This is a genomic window from Paenibacillus sp. FSL E2-8871 (genome assembly GCF_038000345.1).
Taxonomy (GTDB): Bacteria; Bacillota; Bacilli; order Paenibacillales; family Paenibacillaceae; genus Paenibacillus_AQ.
The window spans coordinates 1,324,850-1,349,409 of sequence record NZ_JBBOBV010000001.1; the positions used below are offsets into that span (position 1 = coordinate 1,324,850).

At 43.8% G+C, this 24,560-nt stretch carries 20 protein-coding genes; 3 read left to right on the forward strand and 17 right to left on the reverse strand.

Features of this window, described 5'->3' with window-relative positions:
* Positions 1 to 130 precede the first annotated feature (130 nt).
* Together NYE25_RS05990 and NYE25_RS05995 are read right to left on the reverse strand one after the other, a co-directional pair.
* Positions 131 to 808, reverse strand: a complete 678-nt coding sequence (locus tag NYE25_RS05990; RefSeq protein WP_339804346.1) for a succinylglutamate desuccinylase/aspartoacylase domain-containing protein — start codon at positions 806 to 808, stop codon at positions 131 to 133.
* 130 nt (positions 809 to 938) lie between these two features.
* Positions 939 to 2,237, reverse strand: a complete 1,299-nt coding sequence (locus NYE25_RS05995; RefSeq protein ID WP_341145403.1) for an alpha-glucosidase/alpha-galactosidase — start codon at positions 2,235 to 2,237, stop codon at positions 939 to 941.
* A gap of 254 nt (positions 2,238 to 2,491) precedes the next feature.
* Here NYE25_RS05995 and NYE25_RS06000 point away from each other — a divergent pair, with 254 nt between their 5' ends.
* Positions 2,492 to 3,355 (forward strand): AraC family transcriptional regulator, encoded by an 864-nt coding sequence (locus NYE25_RS06000; RefSeq protein ID WP_341145404.1) that lies wholly within the window; start codon positions 2,492 to 2,494, stop codon positions 3,353 to 3,355.
* Between the two features lie 11 nt (positions 3,356 to 3,366).
* Here NYE25_RS06000 and NYE25_RS06005 read toward each other — a convergent pair whose 3' ends face one another.
* Together NYE25_RS06005 and NYE25_RS06010 are read right to left on the reverse strand one after the other, a co-directional pair.
* Complete coding sequence (locus NYE25_RS06005) at positions 3,367 to 3,891, reverse strand: GrpB family protein (protein WP_341145405.1); 525 nt, start codon at positions 3,889 to 3,891, stop codon at positions 3,367 to 3,369.
* Complete coding sequence (locus NYE25_RS06010; RefSeq protein ID WP_341145406.1) at positions 3,888 to 5,111, reverse strand: MFS transporter; 1,224 nt, start codon at positions 5,109 to 5,111, stop codon at positions 3,888 to 3,890. Before NYE25_RS06010 ends, NYE25_RS06005 begins: the two co-directional genes overlap by 4 nt.
* A gap of 176 nt (positions 5,112 to 5,287) precedes the next feature.
* Between NYE25_RS06010 and NYE25_RS06015 the strand changes: the two genes are divergently transcribed.
* Both NYE25_RS06015 and NYE25_RS06020 read left to right on the forward strand, forming a co-directional pair.
* A complete protein-coding gene (locus NYE25_RS06015; RefSeq protein WP_341145407.1) occupies positions 5,288 to 6,067 on the forward strand; it encodes a GNAT family N-acetyltransferase in 780 nt (259 codons plus the stop codon).
* 24 nt (positions 6,068 to 6,091) lie between these two features.
* A complete protein-coding gene (locus NYE25_RS06020; protein ID WP_076298693.1) occupies positions 6,092 to 6,406 on the forward strand; it encodes a DUF4190 domain-containing protein in 315 nt (104 codons plus the stop codon).
* A 75-nt stretch (positions 6,407 to 6,481) separates the two neighbouring features.
* Here the strand turns inward: NYE25_RS06020 and NYE25_RS06025 are convergent, their stop codons facing one another.
* The 13 genes from NYE25_RS06025 to NYE25_RS06085 form a co-directional block, all read right to left on the reverse strand.
* Complete coding sequence (locus NYE25_RS06025) at positions 6,482 to 7,666, reverse strand: response regulator (protein ID WP_341145408.1); 1,185 nt, start codon at positions 7,664 to 7,666, stop codon at positions 6,482 to 6,484.
* Positions 7,647 to 9,428 (reverse strand): cache domain-containing sensor histidine kinase, encoded by a 1,782-nt coding sequence (locus NYE25_RS06030; protein WP_341060928.1) that lies wholly within the window; start codon positions 9,426 to 9,428, stop codon positions 7,647 to 7,649. The genes NYE25_RS06025 and NYE25_RS06030 overlap by 20 nt, the downstream gene beginning before the upstream one ends.
* Before the next feature lie 77 nt (positions 9,429 to 9,505).
* Positions 9,506 to 10,429, reverse strand: coding sequence for a carbohydrate ABC transporter permease (locus NYE25_RS06035; protein WP_256716236.1), 924 nt, complete (start codon positions 10,427 to 10,429; stop codon positions 9,506 to 9,508).
* 17 nt (positions 10,430 to 10,446) lie between these two features.
* Entirely contained in the window at positions 10,447 to 11,340 is an 894-nt protein-coding gene (locus NYE25_RS06040) for a carbohydrate ABC transporter permease (protein WP_042188566.1), read from the reverse strand.
* A gap of 76 nt (positions 11,341 to 11,416) precedes the next feature.
* Positions 11,417 to 12,790 (reverse strand): extracellular solute-binding protein, encoded by a 1,374-nt coding sequence (locus NYE25_RS06045; RefSeq protein ID WP_341060929.1) that lies wholly within the window; start codon positions 12,788 to 12,790, stop codon positions 11,417 to 11,419.
* Positions 12,791 to 12,981: 191 nt separating this feature from the next.
* Entirely contained in the window at positions 12,982 to 14,172 is a 1,191-nt protein-coding gene (locus NYE25_RS06050) for a Ger(x)C family spore germination protein (protein WP_341145409.1), read from the reverse strand.
* Positions 14,165 to 15,268, reverse strand: a complete 1,104-nt coding sequence (locus NYE25_RS06055; protein WP_076283628.1) for a GerAB/ArcD/ProY family transporter — start codon at positions 15,266 to 15,268, stop codon at positions 14,165 to 14,167. Before NYE25_RS06055 ends, NYE25_RS06050 begins: the two co-directional genes overlap by 8 nt.
* Positions 15,269 to 15,304: 36 nt before the next feature.
* Positions 15,305 to 16,972: a spore germination protein gene (locus NYE25_RS06060; protein ID WP_076283627.1), complete on the reverse strand. Its 1,668-nt coding sequence runs from the start codon at positions 16,970 to 16,972 to the stop codon at positions 15,305 to 15,307.
* Between the two features lie 178 nt (positions 16,973 to 17,150).
* Entirely contained in the window at positions 17,151 to 19,349 is a 2,199-nt protein-coding gene (locus NYE25_RS06065; protein WP_340969819.1) for a DEAD/DEAH box helicase, read from the reverse strand.
* Positions 19,346 to 20,665, reverse strand: a complete 1,320-nt coding sequence (locus NYE25_RS06070; RefSeq protein ID WP_341145410.1) for an ATP-binding protein — start codon at positions 20,663 to 20,665, stop codon at positions 19,346 to 19,348. The genes NYE25_RS06065 and NYE25_RS06070 overlap by 4 nt, the downstream gene beginning before the upstream one ends.
* 15 nt (positions 20,666 to 20,680) lie before the next feature.
* Entirely contained in the window at positions 20,681 to 22,285 is a 1,605-nt protein-coding gene (locus tag NYE25_RS06075; RefSeq protein ID WP_341145411.1) for a TerB N-terminal domain-containing protein, read from the reverse strand.
* 192 nt (positions 22,286 to 22,477) lie between these two features.
* A complete protein-coding gene (locus NYE25_RS06080; protein ID WP_042193977.1) occupies positions 22,478 to 23,680 on the reverse strand; it encodes an MFS transporter in 1,203 nt (400 codons plus the stop codon).
* A 91-nt stretch (positions 23,681 to 23,771) separates the two neighbouring features.
* A complete protein-coding gene (locus NYE25_RS06085) occupies positions 23,772 to 24,539 on the reverse strand; it encodes a DUF1836 domain-containing protein (protein WP_341145412.1) in 768 nt (255 codons plus the stop codon).
* Positions 24,540 to 24,560: the final 21 nt, after the last annotated feature.

The following is a 24,560-nucleotide window of genomic DNA, read 5'->3' on the forward strand; positions in this document are numbered from 1 at the left end:
GTTCAATGTATATATGTAATATATACACTATACTCATTGTTGTCAATGATCTTTCAAAATCCACAAAAAACAAGCCGATTCCTATGAACTCAGGGTCAGCTTGCTTGACATTCAGCTTATATAATCATCATCACATCAATCCAGCACTTCTTAAAAAGCGACTAACAATGTCTATCTGATAGCGAATACGAAGGTCACGATCAAGACTCCAGCATGTTTCCACAGTAAATGCCTTCGCTCCTATGATGCGGGAGACGGCTGAACGTGACGAGCCGGGGCGCTCTCGTAATCGGATATTAAAATGATAAGAAGTATTAGCGATTGTACGATTAATGTCTTTTATGAGACGTCTTGCCGTAACCGTACCTTGGCTCCCCGGGTTAATAATAATAGACTGACCGAGGCGTTTCGGATTTCTTTGAGACAAACCGTTCGCTTCATGGAGATCAAGGTACCAGGTGGGGCGATAACGCCGTACTAATTGAAGCAAGGCTACGGATAACGGATGTTTGGCAGATCCATTCCGAGTACGCGGAAACGTTCGGTTCAAATCGGGCACGCCCCGAATTCGTTTGCGATAAGCTTTTTGATTCATGAGGGGAACAATAATAAGCGTACCACGGTAAATATATAGTTCTCCTTGTCTTAAGTGATTCACGATGTTTTTCGCCGCACGAATGCTTGCCGTTTCATTCCCGTGTATGCCGGACACCACCATAAACACAGGTCCAGGGAGCCCACCTCTGATCACGTAATAAGGGGTGGCATGGGATGTGGACGATGCTAAAGTATAATTCTCAACGATCATCATGCTTCACCTCCGCATTTAGGTGTCCATATATTTGTATTCCGTAGGACCCCAGTTGTCCTAGACAGATAAGCAAAAAAAGCCTGATTTCTCAGGCTTTAGAATTATAAAATTGTAACAATATGAAATTTTATTTATACGCGGGCAACCAATCTCCATGGGCTGTGATCAGCTCATCACACATATTCGTAATGTCATCCATCGACAGTTCGGCGGCAGTGTGCGGATCGAGCATAGCTGCGTGATAAATATGCTCTCTCTTATGAGTAATCGCTGCTTCGATTGTTAACAATTGTGTATTAATGTTCGTACGATTCAGTGCGGCACACTGCGGAGGCAGATCTCCCACGAAGGTTGGAGTGACACCACTGCGGTCTACAAGGCACGGAACTTCTACACATGCTTCTTTCGGAAGATTGGTGATAAGACCTGTATTCATAACATTACCACCAATTTTGAAAGGTACATTCGTTTCGATGGCTTCCATAATGTAGGACGCATATTCATGCGAACGTTCATGTACAAGCTCTTTGTTATTTACTAATTCTTCACGCATCTTCTGCCACCGTTCAATTTGTTCTACACAGCGGCGTGGGTACTCGTCGAGTGGAATTTGAAAGCGTTCGATGAGCTCAGGATAATTACGTTTGATAAAATAAGGATGATACTCTGCGTTATGTTCTGAAGACTCCGTAATATAGTAACCAAATTTAAGCATCATTTCATAACGAACCATATCCCCGTGATGCTCTTTCTGCTTATCGGCAGCGCGGCGTTTGATTTCCGGATATAAGTCCTCTCCGTCCTTCGTAACCTCGAGTAGCCAAGCCATATGGTTAATCCCTGCAATCTTAGCCTGTACACCCGTCTGATCCATTCCCAGATGCTCGAATAAGCCTGGAATACAATGCTGTACGCTATGACATAATCCAACAGTCTTCACACCACCATAAGTGTTCATCACATTGGTCAATACTGCCATTGGATTCGTATAATTCATGAACAGAGCATCTGGACAAACCTCTCTCACATCTGCCGCAAAATCAAGCATGATAGGAATCGTGCGTAAGTTGCGGAAAACTCCACCGATACCAACCGTGTCCGCAATCGTTTGACGCAAGCCATATTTCTTCGGAATTTCAAAGTCTGTAATGGTACAAGGATCGTAACCCCCGACCTGAATCGCATTAATCACATATTTAGCTCCGCGCAAAGCTTCCTTACGATCCGTATAGGATTTCACGATACAAGTACTGCCACTACTTGCTTTTATATTACTCAGCATATTCTCGGAATCTTTCAGGCGCTGAAGATCAATATCATATAGGGCAAGCTCAAAGCCTTGAAGGGCTGGAGTTCTCATGCAATCTCCTAAAACATTCTTTGCAAATACAGTACTACCCGCTCCGATAAATGTAATTTTGGACATATGAAATATTCCTCCTTAAGTAGTGAGTTCTACGGTCTCGACATCGCTAGCCACTCAGAAAACCTCAATGAATTCCCCTTATAAACACTAGAATGTCAAAGGATATCCGTCTCTCTCTTCACTATTCACTATAAATGAGAGCGGTCTCAATGAGTATGGAGAAATACAATTCATATATGGATATTTGTTGCATTTAAGTGGCCCGTCCTATAATCTAAATGTAATTCAAATCACGTATAGGAGGTCATAAGCAAATGGCTTCAGAGCATTATCATTTCACAGCAGGGTTTAATCTTGCTCCAGATGAAATCGACCTAACTGTATTGTTCAGCGGAGAAGGTAAACCGGTCCCGGGACATAAGATGGGGCCTTCTGTTCACGATTACTACCTTATACATACCGTAATGGATGGAAAGGGTGTGTTTCAGAGTGGAAGTAACTCTCATATATGTGGTACGGGAGATACCTTTGTTATTTTCCCAGGGGCATTATTCAGTTATCAGGCAGACATGGAACAGCCTTGGACTTATGTATGGGTAGCCTTGCAAGGAGAAGCCGTTCAACAGCTATTTAAAGAAGTGGGGATTACACCGGACAAGCCGTTAATACACTTAGATAACCTTATAGAGATACATAACTTGTATGAGCATATTCGTTTTTCTTTTCAGCAGTCTGCTTATCCAAGGTTGGAAAGTTTGGAGGCTTCTGGGTGGCTGCGCCTTCTGGTGCACAAATTCGGTCTTGCGAACATAAGTTCGCTCACCCCTAAATCCGCACAATTACCGGATGTTATCGACCGCCAGATCAATCAAGCGATCCGCTGGATCTCTCTCCAATTTCATCAACAGATCAGTATCGACCACATGGCATCCTCTCTTGGTTATCATAGGGCACACCTCTCTAAGGCCTTTAAGCAAAAGATCGGAATGTCACCCAAGCAATATTTGTTAAAGGTTCGCATGGATAAAGCAAAGGAACTGCTTGGAGGAACGCTCACCATCGACCAGGTATCCTCTTCGGTCGGTTTCAATGATGCGTTATATTTCTCCAAGCAGTTCCGTAAGTGGAGCGGTATGTCCCCCAGTGAATATCGAAACCATCTTCGATCTGGCACATGATTGCTTATGGGTTATTTCATGGCTTTTGATAAAATCGAGGTGACAAACGCTGTCTTTCCTTCACAGTAAGCATCTATATCGTAACGGTGTTGTTCCGCCAGACGCTGTTTGACTTCTGCATATGCTTGGCGTGCTTCCGCATTTGAACGGAGATAGTCTCTAAAAGCGATATGCTCCAAATACCCTTTTCCATCCTTAGGGCATACATACAGATGATATTTCATGAATTCGTCCGCTTGACGTCTTTTGAAGGCTTCCCTGCCCTCGATTCCCAAGTTCCCTTGATGTTCATAGCAATGCTGTTGTAAACGTTCTATGATTTGTGGGAGTACATCGTAGCTATCCATTACAAGATCAAGATCTATGATGGGTTTAGCAGCGAGCCCTTCAATGGAAGTACTCCCCACATGCTCTATCGTAATAATGAGGTCGCCAACATAAGATAACAACTGTTCTCTTATTCTATCGAATTCTACCTTCCACTCTGGATCATACGGGACAACCTCTACGATTTTCGTCTTCTGAGCGATGCTCATGCACCTCCTGCGTTTAATGCCTTCTTCTCAATTACTCTATATACTATCCATATGCATATAGCGGCCACAATTAGCATTCCACCCATCAGACAGACGCCACTCCAGCCCCAATGCTGCCATGCAAAGCTTCCTAGTGTTGATCCAATAGCTCCACCTGTAAAAGTGCTGACCATAAACACCGTATTTATTCGGCTGCGCGCCGCCGGCTCAAGTGCATAGATTCGTGTTTGGTTACTAACCTGTGACCCTTGTACTCCAAGATCCAGAATAATAACACCGGCAATCAGGCTCCAAATTGTAAATCCAGCTAAACCGAAGAATCCATAAGCAATCAATGTCAGCAATAGTAGTATACCTACTATCTTTTTCGGTGCGATCCTATCAGCTAACCTACCGATAAATGGAGCGCCCGCAGCACCTGCTACACCAATCAACCCAAACAAGCCTGTGATAGAGCTACTATAGTGGTAAGGTTCACCTTCTAGAAAGAAAGCCAGTGAAGTCCAGAACACGCTGAAGCCACCAAACATACAAGCACCAATCAATGATGCTTCACGAAGCGTCGAATATCTGCGAATCAAATTCCCCATTGATTTCAGTAGATCTGAATAGGATGAATTATTTTCTGGTTTCGTCTTTGGAATTAGTTGGTATAAGATAAGGGATAACAATAGCATTATAGCTGCGGCAATCCAGTACATGGCTCTCCAGCCGAACATATCTCCTATAATTCCGGATATTGTTCTTGCCAGCAAAATACCAAAAAATAGCCCGCTCATTACGGTTCCAATAACCTTACCTCTTTCTTCTGGCAAAGCGAGCTCCGCCGAGAGAGGAATGATGACCTGCGGCACGACCGTAGTTATGCCAATAGCAAAACTGGCGATATACATCCAAATAAGGTTCTGAGCTGTAGCGAAACCAACAAGTGATAGTGATACAGCAATAAGAAGTCCGGATATTAGTGTTCTTCGTTCACGGATGTCGCCCAACGGAACAAAGAATAACATCCCAAGCGCATAACCGATCTGAGTAAGCATCGATACATATCCTACTGCGTTAGAGGATGCATGGAATGTTCGTCCTATATCAGCCAAAAGGGGCTGATTGTAATACATATTTGCAACGCTTAATCCTGATGCAATGGCTAAAATAAGTATAAATTGCTTAGTTAGGCCTCCTCCTACACGAACTGCAGCGGGTGTGATAGATTGTGTCATGAAATTCTGTGCCTCCGATTACGTATGCTGCATCAAACAGCAAGCTTTATTTTCCTAATACATTATAGCAGTCACTGTCAAGCTGACGTATTTCTGCGATATAATAATTATCCTAAATACAATGATCTGCATAAGTGCAATTTATATTGAAATATATTGAGCGGGGAGTAAATAACATGCACCAGAATGACCGAATTATGACCAGATTGCGCAAAGAACCGTTAAAGAATGTCAGTTTATTAAAAATGCTAACCTCATTCCATGAAGTCATGGAGTCTCATCTTGTGGAGCAAGGAAATCAATGGGGTGTTTTATTGCTTCTTCCTGCTTCAGCGTACGCATATGATCATAGAGTATATCCTCAAGCGGATTACATCGTATTTATGGATTACAGCAGCCCAGATGTATTTCCGGCTCTGTTTCAATTGTTGCCTCCACAAGCAAAAATTGTTTTTAAACTGCAAGACGTGAACTATAAAGAGGCATTATCATCACATTTTTCAATGGAGAAAGTCCGGGGGTTCTACTCATACAGTACAGCTGAGGGACAAATCTTTCCGAAGGACGAAGATGTTGTTATCAGTCATGTGGTTGACGACAGATTAATTCCGCTGTGGGCCGCTAATCATTACACGAAAGACGAAATAGAAGACTATTTTCAAAACGGGGCTTTTTCCGTGTCAATTTTCCTAGACAACAATCCGGTCAGTACCTGCTTAGCGTTCCGTAATGAAGAAACCATCTGGGAAATCGGCGCTGTACATACTTTAGAATCCTCTCAAAGAAACGGGTATGCGAAAAAGGTGGTCCAAACCGCCATACAAGAAACGTTAGAACGAGGGTTTATTCCACGCTATCATGTGCTTGAAACAAATCAAGCTTCCATCAGACTAGCTGAATCTATTGGACTCATTCCTTGTGTACAGCTTGAACACTGGATTAACTACATCCAATAACACGCTTGATAGGAGGTGATTTGAATGAGTTATGGGCCGAACGAGAATCAAAACTATTATCCTCCCCCGCCCCCACCAACACCGATGAATGGCAAGTCAATTGCTGGTTTCGTTTTAGGAGTACTTTCCATAATTGTTCCTTATATCGGATTTTTGTTAGGGATTGTAGCGGTTATTCTGTCTGCCCTGTCCCTTAAAGAAATACGGATTCGGTATGAGCAAGGAAGAGGCTTAGCTATTGCGGGTCTGGTATGCGGGATTGTCGGCACTCTACTTTATGCCATAATCATTTTATTTTTCGTTATTTTTATATACGCTGCTTCTAGTTACCCATACTGATCTACACACAAAAAAGATCTCTATAGCCACCCTAATGGCTGCAGAGATCCTTTTTCCTTTCCTATGAACAAAAATTCAGTAGGTTCCATTGTTAAGCTGCTGACGATACTCCGTCGGAGTTACTAGGAACCGCTTGCGGAACATCTGTGTAAAATGTCGCATGTCCTGATATCCAATACGTTCGGCGATTTCTGCCACCTTAAGCTTCGAGTTCACTAGCAGCAGCTTGGCTTGCTCTAATCGTAAGGATGTCACGTATTCTTTATAGCCTTGACCCGTCTTCTGTTTAAATAATTGACTGAAGTAGACCGGATTCAGAAATACAACGGAAGCAATCTTTTCCAAAGTAAGGTCTTCGAAATAGTGTTCTTTTACATACTGCAATGCGATGTCGATGGCTTTTTCGCCACTACCTTTCGCTGGCGTTAAATCCAATACTTGCGAATTCACTGCCTCTCTTAAGCTCGTTACGATCTGAGGGACAGTATTTATATCGTAGCTAAGTCCGGAATGGATCATTTGGAAAGGTGTTTTTAAATATTGCTTCAAATAGGTCCGCCCATCTTCCAGAAAAGATTCTAATCGTGCATCTTCTCTTAAGGTGATTAATCCCAGCAGACTCTGGCGGTCATAGCTGACCACAAAACCGCTCCCGTCACGCTCTATCAGCTCAGTTAACACATTCTCTACAATAAAATGTTCTATCCGGATGTTTTTATCACCCGCCTCCATTTGAAGCAAAATCAAATAGAAACATTGATGGTCTTCTATTAATTGACTGATGTCTAAATTACCGAGATTAAAACCAGAAGCGAGCCTTTGAAATACACCTTCTCTTAAATATTTCAGACTTGACCTTAATCGGTCTTCATCTTTAATAAGCTTATGATCCTGCTCTATTTCTAGCGATAAGTTACTAATAATCTCAAGTAGCTTGCTTTTACCGATCGGCTTAAGTAGATAATCTCTCGCTCCAAGACGAACTGCCTCCTGCGCATAGGCGAACTCACTGTGTGCAGAGATGACCACCCATTTGACATAAGGATACCGCCGCTTAGAAATCCTCATGAACTCTAGACCATTCATACCGGGCATAAGAATATCTGTTAAGACGATATGGATGGACTGTTCCTCCATAATCTTGACAGCTTCTTCTGTCGACGCAGCAACATGTACACAATAATCTGGATAGATACTTCTTATAGTGCGCTTAATGCCTTCTCGGATCACCCGTTCATCATCAGCTATGAGAATGTTCACGACTATGCTCTCCTTCCTGCGGAATCGGCAGCATAATAGCAACCACGGTTCCTTCTCCAGGTAAGCTTCGAATCACAAGACCATAAGATTCTCCGAACATATGCTGGAGCCGCCGATGCAGATTTTGAAGACCGATCCCCATTTTTCCATTTTCTTTCGTTGTAGGTCGATCCAAGGATTCCACCAGCGCATTCAGCTTCTCTGCATCCATACCTTTGCCATTATCTTGAACGACGATATTCAGCAATCCAGCTTCTTCAAGTATACTCACCTTCAAAATACCTTGACGATCGAGCGATTCCAAGCCATGTTTTACAGCATTTTCAATGACCGGTTGTACAGTCATCTTGGGAAGGCGAACCTCAAGCCATCGTTCATCTATATTTATCTCAATCCGTAGACGACCTTCCAGCCGGATAGAAATAATATTTAGATAGTGCCCGATTTGTTCCAGTTCTTCTCGTAGCGTGACTTCTACGTCAACTTCCCAATAACTGCTGTACCGGAACATCGAAGATAGCGAGAGAACAAGTTCACCCAGTTGCTCATTCCCTTCCTCATCCAGCATCCAATAAATCATATCCAGAGTATTGTATAGAAAATGTGGGTTCACTTGAGATTGTAAGGCATGAAGCTCAGCATTCTTCTCACTGACGGAAGAAAGTTTTACCCGCTCGATTAGTTCTTCGATCCGGCGAACCATCCGATTAAACGAAGCAACAAGAATATTAATCTCTTGATAAGATGAAACATTCACCATTCCCCGAAAATTACCGATCTCCACTTGCTTCATCTCTCGAATCACCTTTTTAAGCGGCAAAGAAATCGTTCGTGAGACAATAGAAGCTATCAAAGTAGAGACGAGAACAAGAATCGAAAATACAATGAACAGATAACGTTTCATCTCTACCAACTCTACATTTAGGTCGCGATTAGGAGTGATACTAAGCACCCACCAACCAGAGAAGGACAGTTTAGAAGCGACAAGCAGACGGTTGGCTGTCTGTTCGACCACAACATTCTGGGAGTTCTGTAAAGACGGGAGCTGAGTTAAATCAGGTTCCTGATCTTCGGCAGAGGATACGAATCGTCCATCCTGCGACATTAAATACACCTGGCTATGCTCACCCAGCTTCACATTATCCAACGCATCCAGAACAGGCTTCGGATTCGTCTCGTACAGAACAATGCCAATCGGTTTGTGTTCATTGAGATCGTAAATCTGACGGCCGAAGGCAAACACAGGACTATCCTCCACCTGATCGATAAGAGAATGTTCATAGACGCCGAGCCAGACCATTTTACCGGAGGAAGCTTGCAGCTGATGGTACCAATCTTCCTTCATATATTCGGGATCAACCACATTCATATAGTTTCCGTAATTATAGATCTTACCTTTATCTGTAATGACATGAATACCTACGAGATCATCCCGAGAATAAAATATAGCTCCTAAAATATTGGTAATCGTCTGTTCATTGATGTAAGCTACCGCGGGCTCTGTGCTTGTCTCATTAATCAAACGTATCAATTCAAAGTTATTGCTGAGTGATTTAGAGAGACTATCATACCCTTTGTACAGTAAGCTGAATAGATCCGCTGTCTGAGCGACATTCTTCTGCGACAAATCACTTATTTTCTCATGAAACTGTACGGTTGTCCGGTTGTAATAGAGCAGACTCACAATTAATAGAATGCTAGACATGCAAAAAAGAAACAGCAAAAACAATCGATGGTGGATGGAATGAAAGCTGTTTCTCAAAAAGGCTTCCCTCCTCAAACTCATCTGTCCTGCTGCTTCTTCATTATAATTCCATTATTGTAATTTGCAATATAGATTTATCCTTTTACTGCGCCCGCCACCATTCCTTTTGTAATCTGATTGGATAAGAAGAAATAGATTAAAATGACGGGTAACGCACCCATCACTAGAAATGCACCGATATTCCCATAGTTTACAGAATACTGACTAACGAATGTGTACACGCCAAAGGGCAAGGTCTTCAATTTCTCGGAAGAAATGAAGGTGGCCGCTAAGATATACTCATTCCAAATGTTGATGAACGTTAGAATACACACAGTCATTACAGGTGGTACGGACACAGGAAGAATGATCGTGCGGAAGATCCGATATACGCTCGCCCCATCAATAAAGGCTGATTCTTCGATTTCATGCGGAATGCTCTTCATAAAGCCACTTAATATGAACACCGCTATAGGGGTTGAAAAAGCAACATAAGGCAATATGAGCGATAAGTGCGTATTCAGAATATGCATATTTTTGAAAATGATCATCAGCGGAAGCAAGGTGGCCTGCATGGGAATCATCATCCCCATTAAGAAGATCGTCATGACCAAGTTGCCGTAACGCCAACGGAACCGTGAGATCGCGTAAGCTACCATCGAGCTAAGCAGGATGACGAAGATCATCGTTACACCAGTAACCACTACACTGTTAGATAAATACTTTAAATAGCTACCGGACTTATAAGCCTCGCTATAGTTATGCCACTGAAATACTTTAGGAAATGAGAAAAAACTTCCTCCCAAAATCTCTTCATTGGTCTTCAAGGAATAGAGCATTAGCCATAGAAGAGGATATAGCTGGGTAACGACAGGAATCGCAAAGAGAAGATACACGAGTCCTTTTTTAAAATATAAGAACGTATTAGTTTCACGGAATACATTATTCTTATATTTCTCGCTTAAACGCTTACCGTCCTTGTAAGGACGCTTTGGGCGTTTATGCTTGACATTCCGCATGATCGCGCACTCCTTTGCTAACTGAATTTTTTCTCAAGCTTATTAAAGATAGTATTAATGCTAGCAGTAAACACAAGGCACAGTATGACCAAGAACGAAGCGATAGCACTACCATATCCATATTTAAAGGATAAGAATGAACTGTTGTACATATGTGTAGAAATAACATCTGTAGCGTGAGCAGGTCCACCGGCTGTCATGACCATAACGAGATCAAAAGCCTGCAAAGACCCTATAAAGGCGAGTACGATAGATATTTTAAAGATTGGAATAATCAGCGGAAAAGTAATATATCGATCGGCTTTGAATCCGTCAGCCCCATCAATCTTTGCCGCTTCATACAGCTCATCCGGGATATTCTGAACACCGGTATATTGAATCAGCAAATGGTAGCCAAAATATTGCCAAAGAGATACTGCATAAAGCGCAAACATCGCAATTTTAGGTTCTGTGATCCAATTGTGAGTCCAGCTATCCAGCCCAAGAGAGATCAGGACGCCATTCAACATCCCGCCCATGGAGACAGGGTCATAGATCGTTTTCCAGAGCTGACCAATGATAACCACCGACAAAATAACCGGCGTAAAGTAAATAGAAACTAAAGTGTTTCCTTTTCTCACGTACCGATTTAGAAGGATAGCCATCAACAAACAAAATGGAATTTCCACCATGGAAGCCACAGCATAGAGTAACGTTCTCTTTACAGATGGCCAAAACACTGGATCATGAAAAAACATCTCTTTGAAATTAGCAAGTCCAGCAAATGTTTTCGTAGTCGTAATTCCGTCCCATTGCAGCAATCCTGTATAAAAGGATACTAGGATAGGAGCAAACACCAAGCACACATACAAAAGCAGGCAAGGTAACACGAAGACGGCGATTGTGCGCGCTGGAACCTTTAGTACCTTCATTATTTCCGCCCCCTAGAATGTAAACACGATGCGAAGAAGCGTTTAAGCACCCTCGCATCGCGTTTTCAAAACCTTCTTATTTATTAGCTTCAAATGCGGTTTGATGTTCTTTAGCTACTTGAGCGGAATCCACTTTTTGAACAAAAAGATTTTGGATACTGCTTAGATGGACTTGTGCCGTAGCTGGGTTCATGGTGTTGTCAAAGGCCAAGTCGCCACCTTTAACCTGATTGAACAATCCTGAAATGTTGATCGCCAGATCAGAATATCCTGCGCCTTTCAGGTCCCCATCCACTTTTTGACCAATCCCTACAGCATTTTTAAGTTCAAATTGTTTTTTAGGAAGATTCAGTGTAAAGAAATTCAAGAAATCTTTCGTTTCTTGTAAATGCTCACTGTTCGCAGAAATCGCAAAGGCGCTACCTGGTGCGAGCATGAATTCATTTGGATCCCCTTTACCATTAACGCTTGGGAATTGGAAGGCTCCTGCTTTACCAGCGACTGAGGAAGCGTCAATTGCACCTGTTTCCCATGAACCGATAACCCACATAGCAGCTTTACCGGATTTGAAGATATTACCACCTGCATTAGCATCGATGGAAGTTGCTCCATCTGGGAATGCACCTGCTTGCACGAGGTCTTGGAAACGATCTACAGCTTCTACGAAAGCAGGATCTTCAAATGTTTTTTTGCCATCAAGTACGTCTTGAAGGAAACCAGGTCCTCCATTCGTGCGAAGCAGGATATTCATGAACAAGAATGAACCCGTCCAGGAATCTTTTTCACCGATCGCGATTGGCGTAATGCCTTTTGCTTTCAAGGTTTTTACATCTTGGAGTAATTCATCGAATGTTTTAGGAGTGTCTGCGATGCCCGCTTGCTCGAAGAGTTCTTTATTATAGTAGACTACCTCGATGTTATTACCATCTGGCAGCGCATAAACATTACCATCGAAGCTGTAGTAATCAAGTAGACCGGATTGATAAGTGTCTTTCAGTCCATTTTGATCCAGCATGTCATTCAGAGGAGCAAACAGCTTAGCATCAACGAAAGGTTTCATTTGTGCAGCCGGGTTAACAATCGTAATATCAGGAATTTCTTTGGAAGCGGCTTGTGTTTTCAATTTGACCTTTTGCTGGTCCGTATTTAAAGTATCCAGTTCGATGTGAATGTTAGGGTTTTCTTTTTCATATTGGTCAACTAATTCATGAAGCATCTTATAAGAAGGTGTTGCTGGATCCGGGTAGATATTTTGAAAAGTAATCGTGACCTTCTTACCGCTTTCGGTTTTTGTAGTTCCGGCATCTGGAGCATTCGTAGCTGTATTCCCTTTCGACTCTGTAGCGCCTTTACTCTCGTTGTTGTTTGAATTTCCACACGCTGCCATACTTAAAACCAAAGCTGCTGATAACGCAATTGCTGAAGTTGCCTTCATTTTTTTGCTGACCATTGTTTGACGCCCCCTATTTTCGTTATAGGCTTATTATTGTACTGTTAAGCGCTTTCAACAAGGTGTCAAATTTAAGATATATGGTTTGTTTTTTCTAGAAAAATACAATATATGTCCGAACATAACGAAACACCCGCTAATTGGGGTGCTTCGATTAAAAATAATTTTCGATATTCTGTCTGGAAATTCGTTCAATCAGATGTTGTACCAAAATCGGTAATCTTAAGCTTTAGATCAAAGGTCACTGGAATCCGAGTAAATTCCTCGTCCCAATGATCCTTAATCTGTTTCCAGACATGAGGCCTTTCAATGCTAAACCAATCTCCGAATCCTGCTACATCCACTTTGTAAGTGGATTGCATTTTGTTGATAAGAGCATTGATTTGTTGGGTTAATTTTTCTTCGAATATCTTCTCTAGTTCTTTGAAATAATCAACTTCCGAGGAATGCGCATCAGCATCCCAATTCTCAATTAGGCGTCCAGTGGACTCAATTGCAACATGAAATGATATCTTCTTATCATCGGTCTCTTTCAGCGTAATCTTACTCTTAACGGATTTAATCTCATAAGTAATCGACTCGTTCGACTGATCATATGCTTTGAGACTCCCTCCTCTTATATCCCCCTTGATCCAGGCAATACTCTCCACGTCATTTTGGTCGAGATTTCCGATCCAATGTCCTGTATCTCCCTTGATTATACCGGCTCCGGAAAATTTGATCTCACCATGTGCCTCTATAACGTTCTGCAACACAAAGCTTTGCTTGGAGTACATAAGCGCATCTAGATTCGATAGCGTTATGCCCTTCATAACTTTACTGGTTCTGAAATTGTTACGGACCATCTCCACCAGCCGGAAGGAAGGAATCTCCTCCTCAGTCGTCATAAGCGAATCGGACGCGAGCCCCTGGCTAAGAAATATGAGACAACTGGGACGGATATCGTTATCTCGGAGTACAAAATCCATTAACTGTCTGATCTTCGCCTTTTGCACTAGATCCTCTGATATGACGATAACCTTAAGGTGATGGCCTATAATCGGACGGTTCTTGCGAATGGAGAACTGACGGAATATTTCAAGCAGAGAATCCCCTGTTTCTGAAATATTGTAAAAATGGGTTTTGGTTTTTTCGCCTTCTTTACCGGAGTTCCCGATTGTTCTTTCAGGCACAATTTGTACGGTTGCCGTAAGTTTATTATGCTTTGGGTAGCTCCCTCCACGCTCCTCAAATTCCCGTTCGAGCGTTCTAGGTTCCCCCTTATCAAGCGCCAATCCCGTAATAACACTCAGGTCTTCAATCTCTTTACTGCTCCAACAACCAGGCTGCGTAAGCAGAATCATGAATATTATTAGTAAGTGTATTACCCTCTGTCTAAACATTCTGCTTGAGTCCTTTCTTCCTGATCAGTAATACGATCGACAATAACAGTGGCAACAACATAAAAATCAGCACACCCATATAGCCAATCGATTCACCAAGACTGAAGACATCGTTGATTCGTTGAGGAATCATCGTGCAGATGAAAATTACAGGCATTAAGGCGAACATAACCGGATGGATCTTCAGATTAAACACTTGCGAAATTCCAAGTGACGCATTAAAGAAAAAACTGCAAAAATTGCAGAACATCTGCATCAGCCATATGACTAACAAAGGAAATTCAAATCGTTCAAAAAAGAATCCTGAAATTTCCAAGCTTCGTACCAAATCTATCGTAGGCCAGGTACTGGTGATTACAGAATTGATGGACAGACCTCCAATAACCATCACAACAGTTACCAAATACAGTACCAACGGGATACAGAATCCGACCATCATCCCTTTAACCGCTTCCTGCGGATGCTCCATAAAGGCCGTCATGATCATAACAACCTCACATCCAGTAAAGATCAGGATGCCCGACTTCATCCCCCGAATGACCGGCATCAGGCCTTCACTCATAAAAGGGCGTAAATGATGAATATCAAATATTCTGGAGCTTAAGATAAAACAAATAATCAGAATAAAGATACTGATCGGAAACACAATTTGAAACACACGGGCAATGGAATTAATCCCCCCATACACCAAATAGGTGCCTACCCAGATGAACGGCATCACAATCGCCCAAATTGGAGTCCCTTCCAGAAGAAAGAACAACGTTACTTCCGCCAGTACTCGGATTTCGAAGCCCGCAATCACAATAAAGTACAGAATCAACAAAGAACTCAGTACACCACCTGGAAGATTTCCAACAATTTTTTTAGAATACTGAAAGACAGTTTTACCTGGAAATTGCTGGCTAAGCTTCACCATAACCATTATCACTATAAACACGACAATACCACCCAGCACCACAGAAACCCAGGCATCAGGAGTCTGTACAGCCTTGACAAGATCTCTTGGCAAGGTCAAAATTCCGGCACCCAGCATTGAATTGGTCAATACTATGGCAGCTTGCGAGGTTGTGATCTTGTCATCCGTACGTTTGAACACTGTGGTCTCCCCCCTGCTCCTGCAAGAATACATTCTCTAGGATTTGCGATTTTTCTTCTGGGTCTTCAGCATCTCCGGTCTTCGCTTCATAATGGATAAGGGTGCACGGATAAACAAATCCTTCCAGTCACTTACCCGAAAGGGCGAGATCGGTGTGATGTAAGGCACCCCGAAGCTTGAAAGGCGAGTCAGATGACTGCAAATCAGCAGGAAGAACAGGATGGTTCCGTACATGCCCAGGACCGCTGCAAATAACATGCCTGCGAATCGTAAGATCCGGAGGGTAATGCCGGCACTGTACATCGGTATGGAAAACGAAGAGATCGCTGTCACTGCAACGACAATTACTAGAAATGGACTTACAATACCGGCCTGTACCGCGGCATCTCCAATGATCAGACCTCCGACAATTCCCATTGCCGGACCTATGGGCTTCGGCAGACGAATTCCAGCTTCACGTAAGATTTCAATGGAAATCTCCAGAATCAGTACTTCAATTAAAGCAGGAAAGGGTACACCTTGGCGTGCTTCAATTATGGAAATGGCCAGCTGAGTAGGAATTAGTCCCGGATGAAAGGAGATAAAGGAAATATAAAGCGCAGGGGCTAACAGAGCCAGAAATGATGCGCAAAACCGTAACACCCTTAAAAGGGTACCTGGAAACCAGCGCTCATAGTAATCCTCGGGAGACTGTAAAAGCATACTGAACGTCACTGGAACAATGAGTGCAAACGGTGTGCCGTCCAGCAAAATTGCAATTCTCCCCTCTAATAAAGAGGCAATCACTCGATCGGGTCTTTCCGTATTCTGTGTTTGCTGAAACGGACTTAAATAATCATCCTCGATTAACTGCTCCACATAGCCAGATTCCAGAATGAAATCCATATCAATTTTGGAGATCCGTTCATTCACTTCCTGTAGCAGATCAGGATTTACAATGTTTTTCATATAAGCGATAACTAGACTCTTCTTGATTTCGCTACCCACTTCAACCATTTTCATTTCCAGATTCATATTAAGACCTTGGCGCCGTAGCATAGAGGTATTCTCACTGAGCACTTCGGTAAAGCCAATCCGGGGTCCCCGCAGTAAAGCTTCCGAGGTTGGCTCAGTTATTGCGCGCACTGCTCCATGTGGAAAGCCCACCAGAAGCATCTCACGCATGCCTTCGACAATCAGTGCAGTGTATCCAAACAGGACAGACTCCTGCAGATGGTCCAAATCTCTAGCATCACTAAGCTGAGCCAGCGGGAGCATAGTCTGTTTCATATAGGTGTATATTCCTTCCGAAGCTTGCATTTCACCGGCAAACATCAGATTTTGCAACACCTGTTGATTGATTAGCTCTTCATCCTGCATGCCCTCCACATAGACCAATGCGGCACGTGCCTGAATACCTTTGACTGAAAATTCACGAAAATGCACATCACTATTCCCCCCCAAGGCCGTTCTTATCGCCGCTAGGTCGGCATCATAATCTTGCGTAAACACTGTAGACGCACCCTGCTGCTGTTTTACTCCCTCATTGTCTGCCTTCTTATGTTCCTCCTGAGAGTCAGCTCCTGACTCCTTGGAACGTCCGCTTCCAACATAAAAATACAAATGCTTGTAAAGGTAATATAACCCTATGGGAAAGAGCAGCGTGATGGCTGCCTGCATAAAAACTGTCCAATCTGGAATATAAGAGACTATTTTAGACCACATCGTTATCATCCTTTAATAGGAATCTTCTAGATACTATTCTCTGCCTGCCCTGTTTTTATACAACTTATGGAATAGGAGGAAAGTCTATATCGGCGCAAGGAGATACACGTTGCTGTGCGTCCGAACATAAAGAGACGCCCGCATAAGCGGGCGTCTCGATTAAAAATATTTAAAATAGTTACTGTGGTTGCCGCCATTGTTTTAGCACTTCAAGCAACCCCGGAACATCTAATCCATCTAAAGAAAAAGCTTTGCGCAACAGCTCATGCGGGATGAACTCGTCATACTTTCCGAGGTAGGGTGCTTCATCTGGAGATAACAATGTTAAAGGATCAGCGGCAGCCATACTCTCAGCGATGATCTCCGCTTCCAGCGTTTCTGCATCTGTTTTGCCTGCAACCACCATATAATAAGGTTCCATCGGCACGATAGATCGAAGTCCCTGTGAGCTCTTCAAATTGTTCTTAAGAAGGCGCTCTAGTGTGCGGAATTGCCGACTACCCGCCCACGGTAAGATAAACATCGAATCTCCACCTGCCGGCATAACGGAACGTTCAAGCATTCCACTTTCCTTCGCTAAACGACGAGCTCGTTCAAGCCGCGCAGCCGCACTCGGTGCAAGATACGGATACAAGGATGTTGCGCCTAACACTTCACGTATTTTGGTCATAATTCGTGTATGCACATCCCCGCCCGCTCCAAGCCACAACGTATCCACTTTACCGCGTGAGGTTTTTACATAAACAGCTTTATGGCGATTATCGACCTCTTCTACCTTCCAGAGCTTCCCTGCCAGAGTAAAACAGTAACCTGGTGGTGGTACTGTTGTAATCGAACCGATCTCTTCAGTCCCGTTATAGACAACATGCTCTTCATCGTCTTTGAAGACTGCGTAGAAGCGGAAGTTATTCACGATCTTCTCCCCCGCCATCCCAATAATCAAGCTGCCTTCATCCATCTTCTCGATTTGTCCCATACCCAGCATATAAATCATGAAGGTATCGTAGTCGGCAGGATCAATGCTATTGAAGGAAGGTAAGCTTAGTACAGCCTCCTTTAAATCCTCCGGCTCCGCCTCCCCCATACTCTTCAATATGCTCATCGTCTGATGGTATAACAGCCCGACTGGCAGCTGGCGCACCACCAGTGGTTCAACCCACTTCTCGCGCACATATAGCTCAATAACCGCTATCGCTCGAAGCAGCGTCCAAGGCATCCGTGCCGGAAGCTGTGCTTCCTCATCCTCTTCCTCGGGCGTGACAAAGATCATCTCGGATGCGGCGTCACCACGCCTGCCCGAGCGGCCGAGTCGCTGCACAAAGCTTGCGCAGCTATAAGGAGCGCCGACCTGGAGCACCCGCTCCAGCTCTCCTAGATCAATGCCCAGCTCCAGCGTCAATGTCGCTGCCGCAACTGCAGGACCGGAGCCTTGCCGCAGCGCGGCTTCCGTCTCTTCGCGGAGCATCGCGGAGATGCTGCCATGGTGAACGTGAAAAACATCCCGTTCCCCACGCTTCGCGGCCGTTCTCCGCAGCTCAAGGGTTGCCGTCTCCGCATCCGAGCGGCTATTCGTGAAGATCAACGCTTTCTTAAGATGCGTATGATCATAAATGAAATCGTAATAAGACTGCTTCGCGCGTTCTAAATGCTCCGCCTGCACTTCATCCCGTGCATCCGGGAAAGAGAAATGCTCCACACTTAAACGGAGCTTACGCCCGCCCTGTGGAGCGGACACCTCTACGCTCTCCCGCGTCCCTGCCGCCAGCCACTCCGTCACCGAAGCATAGTCACTAAGCGTAGCCGATAGACCGATTCTACGCGGATGACATCCCGCCATTCGTGAGATTCTCGCCAGCTGACTCAGAACCTGAATCCCCCGATCAGCACCCATAAAGGCATGCACCTCGTCAATGACAATATAACGGAGATCATGGAACAGCGCCGGGATAGCATTCGGACGGTTCATCAATAGTCCTTCAAGCGATTCAGGGGTAATCTGTAGCACGCCGGAAGGATTCTGCACCAGTTTCGTCTTATCGGCTTGCGGAACATCCCCATGCCAGTGCCACACCGGAATATTGCCTTCACGGAGCAAATCGTTCAGCCGTGTAAATTGATCGTTAATCAATGCTTTCAGCGGAGCGATATACAGAATACCAACCGAACCGGAAGGACGTTCATACAGCTCAGTAAGCGCTGGAAAAAAAGCCGCCTCTGTCTTACCTGAAGCTGTACCCGAAGCAATCAGTAAGTGATGCGGCGTATCAAACAGCACACGACAGGCATCCACCTGCGCCTCACGCAAAGTCTCCCAACGGTTCTTATAGATAAACTCTTTAATAAAGGGAGCCAGCCTATAAAACGGATTATCACTCATAATTCAAACTCCGCGAGGAATCCATCTAACTCATTTTGTTCAGTATCGGCAGGTTTAGAGGTTCGTTCGCCCACTAGCTTCTCGAAAGAGATCTCCGGATGCTGGTGTAAGGTGTGAAGTAAATCCATGAAATCACGCACCACTTCACGCGGTGTCAGGAGCTCGTCTGCCCCTAATCTGCCCACAGCTTCTTCCATAAAATGAACCAATTGCTCCTGTGTTAACTGTGCTTCGTAACCATAATGAAGGGCATGGATATCTCTAAGCTTTTGCAAAAGGATCAGAATTTCTTCGTGTGAGAGCATGTCCAGTGCGATAATAGGCCCAGTATAATTGTTCAGACCTGCTGCGCCGTATCTTCCTGCAACTAATCTTGAACGCAGCGCTTCATAACTAAATAATCCACGCCGTCCATCCTCCACAAATTGCGGAGTTCCCCCTATAAAAATCCCTAGGCTTTCCGCCTTGCCCTGCATCGTATCGTTGAACATCGTAAGCAGCTTTTCATAGTTACTCTGACGTGAGATACTGTTCGTGATTTTGTAGAGGTTGACGCCTTCGTCTATGAACAGCAGCAGTCCCTTATAACCGATAGCAGAAGTGAATTCCGCCCACAGCTTCATATAATCATACCAATTATCATCATCAATAATCACGCCAACACCAAGTGCTTTTCGTGCTTCCGTTCGAGTAGCGAATTCACCTCTTAGCCAGCGAAGGGAATCCTGCTTCAATTCATCGTCAGCGAGCTTATGGGCATTCCAATAAGAAGCCAGCACTTTGGCAAAATCAAATCCATGGACCAAACCGCGCATTTCGGAGGCTACAGCATAGATTCGTTTCTCTACCTCGTCTCCAAGCTGGGGGTGATCAGGGCCATATTCATTCTCTTGCATCACAGACTGCTGAAGCGTAATGATCCATTTTTGCAAAATAATCTCCAGAGCGCCTCCATCTGGACGCGTCCGGGTAGACAAATGACTCATCAGCTCTCGATATGTAGCAAGACCTTGTCCTTTCGTTCCCACTAATCTTCGTTCAGGGGATAGATCCGCATCGGCTACTACAAAATCCCGATCCATCGCATAATTACGGATCATCTGCAAAAGAAAGCTTTTGCCGCTACCGAATTTGCCGGTAATCAGCTTAAAAGCAGCTCCACCCTCCGCAATATTATCCATATCTCTCAATATCGCTTCAATCTCTGGCTTGCGGCCAACGGCTATATGCTCTAGTCCGATACGCGGAACCACACCGGCTGTCAGTGAATTGACTAGCGCTGTCGTCATGCGTTTGGGTATTTTTAAACCATTCATCCAAAGTTCACCCCATTAAATATTAAGCAGATGAATTTTATATTCTTCTGCAATTTCTTCACCATCTATGATCAAATCACCTAGAATGTTCATTGCGATATCATTGATCTCATCAATCAAGAGTTCTGACATCGTGCCATTTGCAGCCGCTAGCTTCTGTATGGTTTGTGTTCCATCCTCGTTCATAAGCGCAATCAGAGCTTCGTGTTGGAGTGGACTTAAAGCATTAGAGAACTGCTCCCACTCCGTATCTACGTTAGCAGATTGAATTTCTTCTATAGTTAATTCAGGCTCAAGAGACTGAAGCGGTACAATGATTTCATCTTCAATATCTTCAAATTCTTCTTTTTCTACTACTTCTTCAAGCTCGGATTCCTCATTAGTAATCTCAAAACCGCTATCCTCAAGTTCTTCCAGCTCATTCATTTCCTCAACCGTAAGCATGGTTCGTACAATCTCGGAATCACTCTGCAGCCTTTCAAGCTTCTCACGATCAATAACTACTGCCGGCCCCTTATCTCCCTGTTTCTCTTTCTCAAATTCCCGCTTCAGAAAACGAGTGATAAGGTCATCCATATCCGCATCCACATTAACCCCTTTGAGCCTTCCTCGATACCCCAGCAGTTCCCGTAATTTATTCTCAGTCAAACGGAATAGCCTTGTAATCAAACTGCGAAGCGGTGGAGATTTACTGATACGCACAACCGGTATAAGTACAGAATAACCATATAGCGAAATATCATATACGGCGCTACGGAATAAATAACGCTCCCGCATTACTGAGGGACCTGGTGGGAACATTTCAACCAGATTCGAGCCATGTTTCCGACTGACATAAGCGTTGATTAATGCCACTACCTGTGGAATATATCGTTCGAGGGCTTCTTTACCTTCCCCCATATAAAACTTCGATTTACTAATATCGTAGTCCGACATTGCTGTTAATACCGTAAAAGTTAACTGCTCAGGAGTTACAGTAAGACATCTCTCTAACTCTAGCTCTGCCAGATCTCCAGCGAGACCGCGTGAACGAGCAACGATTAAAGATAGAGGCACATCCAAATGATGAACAAACGAGAAGTCCGCGATCCAACCACCCAAATATTGATCCAGACGTTTATAATTTTCTCGATAAGCTTCCCAGATTTGACTAAGCTGTTTAAAACCATCATAAGGATCTTGCCAACCTACTCCATTAATAAGCTCATACACGTGCAGAAAAATATATGAAAGATCCGTTTTCGGATATCTACCCTGTCTAACTTCATTGCGCCAATAAAAATACCATCTACTTTGCGTGCCCGTCATATGACCATACGTTGGCCAGTAACTCTTAAAAGGAATAAATAGCGCCGAATCCTCGGTTCTATGTTCCAACTCCTTCGCTCTTGCTACAAACTGACCTTCGGTAGTTGTCACAGGCTCCGGCGTGTCGGTCTCCAGATCCCAAAGCTGAAGCTGTAAAGAAGGTTCAGACGACGCTTTAGGCTTCCCTACATTTGCAGTAGATAACTTTGGCAGCGCTGGTTCTGATGAATTTCGCGGGGGAATAGGAACGTTTTGTTCCGTACTTTCCCAGACTAATTCCGTGAAATGAGGCTGATTCCTATCCTTACTCATGTTCGATCGCTCCGTTCTTATAAAAGAAGGACTAATGCAAGCATAACGCCTTCTTTGCGGGGGCCCTAAAAATATAGTTTCTAATGTTAAAAAAAACGGCCCTGTTCACAACTGTGAAGGAACCGTTTTGTTCTTATTAAATTTTAGCATTGTTGGTAGATTAACATCAAGTATGTAATGAAGAATTATCCTCTACAGGAGCTCCGTTCCCTTTGTCTCTTTTCCTAGGAAGAGCACCGCTAACGCACCGATAATAATCGTTACAAAAAATAACATGAAGATCGAGCCAATCGCTATAGATTTACCTACCAGCACCCCTACTAACAAAGGAGCGATGATGCCGCCAATCCGGCCAAAGGAAGTCGCTAAACCAGCGCCTGTTGAGCGAATAGTTGTTGGGTACAACTCTGGTGTATAAGCGTACATGCCACCCCATGCTCCGAGATTAAAGAACGATAAGCAAATCCCGGCCGCCATCAGCATGCCTTCTGTAGTTGCATTTCCGAACCATGCCGCACTAACGGCAGTGAACAGCATATAGATGACCAGGACAAACTTACGTCCGAACTTTTCGATGAAGTAAGCGGCAGTAAAGTAACCCGGCAGCTGAGCTAGCGTCATGATAAGCACGTATTCGAAGCTTTTAACCAAGCTGAAGCCTTTAAGTACCATAACTGTAGGTAGCCATAGAAACATCCCATAATACGAAAACACTACAGTAAACCATAAAATCCACAGCATAATCGTAGAACGACGATACTCTGGTGACCATACTGTTGTGATACGTTTTTTCAAGGATACAGGCGCCTTCTTGATCTCAGCAAACTTCGGTGAATCGTCTATAGCACGTCTTAAGTAAAGAGCGTATAGAGCAGGAACAGCACCAATACCGAATGCTACACGCCAGCCATAATCAGGAATCACGAAGAATGCAATTAAAGCAGAAGCGATCCATCCAACCGCCCAAAAGCTCTCCAGCAGCACAACCGCACGGCCTCTCTCACGGGCAGGCATACTTTCAGACACTAATGTTGAGGCGACGGGCAGCTCCCCACCTAGTCCAAATCCAGCGATAAATCTAAGTACACAGAGTATTCCGAAGCCTGTTGCAAAAGCCGATAACCCACTCGCAGCCGAGAAAATTAGGAGTGTCCATAGAAGTATCGGTTTACGTCCAAAACGATCGGCTAATATCCCTGCTGCCGCAGCACCCACAGCCATGCCCACGGAGTTAATACTTGTCAATATACCTATCTGCTCCGGTCCCAGATTCCAATCCTTGGCTAAAGCCGCTACAACAAAAGAAATCATCCCGACGTCCATCGCGTCGAACATCCAGCTTAAGCCTGCACTGAAGAGTAATTTCCTTTGCTTCGGATTCCGCAGCAGTGTCATTTGATTCACTTCTAAGCCCCCTTATATCCAACATATATCTTATGAAACTTACTTTTGATTGTTTCACTTATACATATTAAAATTGAAGCGTTCAAAAATCAAGAAATAAAGCTGCATTAAAGTATTGTCTGGCAAGCGATTGAAAATAACAGGTCTGAACAGCTATCGTGGCTATCAGAAGTATGTTGCGGACAGACTCTCTCTGAGATCTCGTAAGATGCGTCAGCCGATTGATCACACGATCTGTGGAACTTCTAAGCAGGGAATCTTCTTTCCAGGAGAACTCCTTGTGTAAAAGTTGATCTACTTTACATTGGGTTTGTATAGTTGGATTGCTCTTGATCTCTTCAAACAGCCCAGCATATGCGTAATACAGCTTTGTCGGTTCTATAAGATCATCATCGTCTCGATCTGGCTTTAAGAACATTAATCGGAATAGCTGACGAATACTTTCGAAATTTAGGGCTGATTTGAGATCATCGATCATAAACAGAAGTGCTGCCTGATTAACTGAATACTTCTTTCCTTCTCTTGGAGAACCGAGATACTCCTTAAAATCACGCTTCACCCAATTTTGCATAGTAGTCACAGTCAAAGTGGAATACTCTATTAGATGGCCTAATGAAGCAATTTCACCGAGTGAAAAGCCTTTTACATCATGCCCCTTAATGATCTTTTGAAAAATGGGTGGAACATCTGTAGATAAAAAAGCGGGTAACGAAGTCCCCTTTTGTACTTCATCAAGATGAAATTTAGTCCATGCCTCTTGGAGGATATTCAGCGGTTTCCGGTCTGATAATCCGGTCAATGAGAGCAGAAGACTGGACATCTCCATACGAGTCAATGCAAATGATTCCATATCTGTTTCCCTCCACCATTT